The following is a 3130-nucleotide window of genomic DNA, read 5'->3' as shown; positions in this document are numbered from 1 at the left end:
CCTGCAGTTGACGTCCAGGCTGTCGAATTACTTCCTGAACCGGCTTCCGCAGGACGAGGTATGCTACTGGGATCTTGTATTTACGGAAGGGGATGAGGAGCGGGACAGTTCCGCTGCGGCGATTGCGGTCTGCGGCCTGATCGAGTATGCGGCGCATCTGCCGCTGACCGATCCGCTGAAACGGCTGTACGAAAATGCCGCGCTGCGGATTCTGAAATCCCTGATCGATCATTATATGACCTGGCACGTGCCGGAGTCGAACGGCATTCTGCTGCATGCGGTATACAGCAAGCCGGGCGGAAACGGCGTCGACGAGTGCTGCATCTGGGGCGACTATTACATGTACGAGGCACTGGTTCGCGTAACCCGGGACTGGAAGCCGTATTGGTAGAAGGGGGCAACACGTATGGGAGAGCAAGAAGTGCACAAGAGAAGCGATCCGGCGACAGCATGGTGGACGGATGCGAGGTTTGGCATGTTCATCCACTGGGGACTGTACGCAGCGCTAGCCAAGGGCGAGTGGGTCATGTACGCTGACAAGATCCCCGTCCGCGAGTACGAGAAGCTGGCCGGGGATTTTAATCCGCAGCAGTTTGACGCGGCAACCTGGGTACAGCTGGCCAAAGACGCAGGGATGAAATATATCGTTATTACGGCCAAGCATCATGACGGGTTTGCGATGTTCCATTCCAAAGCCGATCCCTTCAACATCGTGGACGCGACGCCGTTTGGGCGCGATCCATTGAAGGAGCTTGCCGAGGCTTGCCGCGAGGCGGGAATCGTACTCTGCTTTTACTATTCGCATGTGATTGACTGGCACCATCCCCATTCGCTGCACAAAGAGCATAACAACACCTGGGATTACGATCTGGCGGAGAAGCATTTCCCCGAATACTGGGAAGGCAAGGCGAAGCCGCAGCTGAAGGAGCTGCTCACTTCCTACGGGCCGGTCGGCCTGCTCTGGTTTGATACAGCGGGCGGGTTATCGGAAGCGGACAGCCGCGATATGGTGGCCTTTGTGAAAGGTCTGCAGCCCGACTGCCTCATTAATTCCAGGGTGTCACACTTTATCGGCATGGGCGATTATGTCTCCAAGGGCGATAACGAGATCGGGATGAGCGGTGAAGATCAGCGGCCGTGGGAAACGCCGATGACCCTGAACCAGTCATGGGGCTACACGGACCGGGACCAGGTTTGGAAGAGTGCGGAGGCGGTAATCAAGAAGCTGGTAAACGTCATTGGCAAGGGCGGTAACCTGCTTTTGAATGTCGGTCCAACGCCGGAAGGGACGATTCCGGAGCTGTCCGCGGAACGTATGCGGGAGGTCGGAGAATGGACGCTGCGGAATAGCGACGCCATTTATGGTACCGAAGGCAGCCCGTTTCCGGCCGAGCTGGAATTTGGAGCGGTGACAACCCGCCCGGGACGAGTGTATGTGCACATTCATAACGACAAATGGCCTGCGGACAGCTTGGNGATGCACGGCCTCCGCGGCGAGGTATCACGTATATACTGCCTGGCCGACCCGGAGAAAAAAGAACTTGCGTTCAGGCAATCGGTTGACGAGGGGCTCGATCTGCATGTGCTCAAGGCGGAGCTTCCAACCGAACCGGCTGACGAGCATGTGACGGTTATTGCTCTGGAAATGGCCGGAGAGCCCGATTTCGACCGGACGTTAACGCAGCTTGACGGCGGCCGGCTGCAGCTGGATGTCCCCCAAGCCAGCGTAACCCTTGTCAGGGAGGAAGACGAGGCAGCGGGGATTCCGGCGCTGCGGCAGGCGGAATGGACCTTCAAGCTCGTTCGGCCGGGCACCTATGAACTGATGCTGATCAGCTTCAAGCGGCACGACCAGGATTGGCCCGGGCTGTATCCGGAACCGGTCGTCTTGGAGACGGATGGAAGCTGCCTGGTTACCGATCCGGCGGAAGACGGGGAGGATCCGGATTCTCCATCATGCCAGCATCCCTACATCCCGGTACGGTCCCGATTGGGACAAGTGACGTGGCTGGAGCCCGGAATCCATAGGCTGACGCTCCGTTCTTCCAAACTGAAGGACCCGTCTCCCAAATTCACGGAAATCTGGCATGCCGACGCGGTAAAGCTGCGTGCCGTAAGGCTTGTGCGGGTCCAGGATTAGCCGCCCGGATGAAGAAAAGTTAAGGCAGCATTAAAAAAATCAGTCCGTCATCTTACGAAAATACTGCGCTCCTTTCAAAGCGGCAGTATCGCGGGAACAGGCAGGTTCCCTATACGCTGCGCAGCCGGACCGATCTAACCACGGGGCAAACCATCCGGAAGGATCTCCGCCGCAACTGGATCATTTATCTCATGGCGCTCCCCGTCATTGCGTATTACTTGATCTTTCATTACGGACCGATGTACGGTCTCCTGATCGCCTTTAAGGACTACTCGCCGGCACAAGGGATCTGGGGAAGCCCATGGGTCGGCTTCAAGCATTTTGACAGCTTTTTTAACGGCATTTATTTCTGGAGGCTCATCCGCAATACGGTCCTCATCAACTTCTATGATCTGCTGTTTGGTTTTCCGGCGGCGATCCTGCTGGCGCTGCTGCTGAACGAGATCCGCAAAATGGCGTTCAAGCGATTCGTGCAGACGATCTCCTATTTACCGCATTTCATTTCGATTGTCGTGGTCGCGGGGATGATGTTTGACTTCCTAAGCCGTGACGGATTGATCAATCAGCTGCTGGGTTTCATCGGCGTCGATCCGATCGATTTTCTGAAGGAGGCCGGCTGGTTCCGTTTTATTTTCGTATCGTCCGGCATTTGGCAGGGCATCGGCTGGGGCTCCATCATCTATTTGGCGTCGATCGCCAATATCGACCCGACGCTGTATGAGGCAGCCAAAATCGACGGCGCAAGCCGCTGGAGACAAACGTTCCATATCACTATACCGGGCATCATGCCCACGATTGTTATCATGCTCATTCTGAATATGGGGCACATGCTGTCGGTAGGCAGCGAGAAGGTGCTTCTGCTGTACAATCCGCTGACTTACGAAACGGCCGATGTCATTTCCACTTATGTATACCGAAAAGGGATTTTGGAGGCGAGCTACAGCTTTACCGCGGCGGTCGGCCTGTTCAATTCCGTCATCAGCCTGATTC

At 56.3% G+C, this 3130-nt stretch carries 2 protein-coding genes and 1 pseudogene; all 3 read left to right on the top strand.

The genetic code is table 11. The annotated features are described in order from the left end of the window. Positions 1 to 391: pseudogene (locus CPT76_RS14740) on the top strand (glycoside hydrolase family 88 protein); the annotation flags it as partial. A 15-nt stretch (positions 392 to 406) separates the two neighbouring features. Next, positions 407 to 2140 carry an alpha-L-fucosidase gene (locus CPT76_RS14735; RefSeq protein WP_105443429.1) on the top strand — a complete coding sequence of 578 codons (1734 nt, stop codon included), beginning with the start codon at positions 407 to 409 and terminating at the stop codon, positions 2138 to 2140. A gap of 116 nt (positions 2141 to 2256) precedes the next feature. After that, positions 2257 to 3130 (top strand): ABC transporter permease (locus tag CPT76_RS14730; RefSeq protein ID WP_105444092.1); only part of this gene is annotated, 874 nt, incomplete at its 3' end.

Source organism: Paenibacillus sp. AR247, assembly GCF_002968895.1.
In the GTDB taxonomy this organism is placed as follows: Bacteria; Bacillota; Bacilli; order Paenibacillales; family Paenibacillaceae; genus Paenibacillus_AQ; species Paenibacillus_AQ favisporus.
The sequence above is the reverse complement of the archived record's forward strand: the minus strand, read 5'-3'. Positions and strand labels throughout refer to the sequence as shown.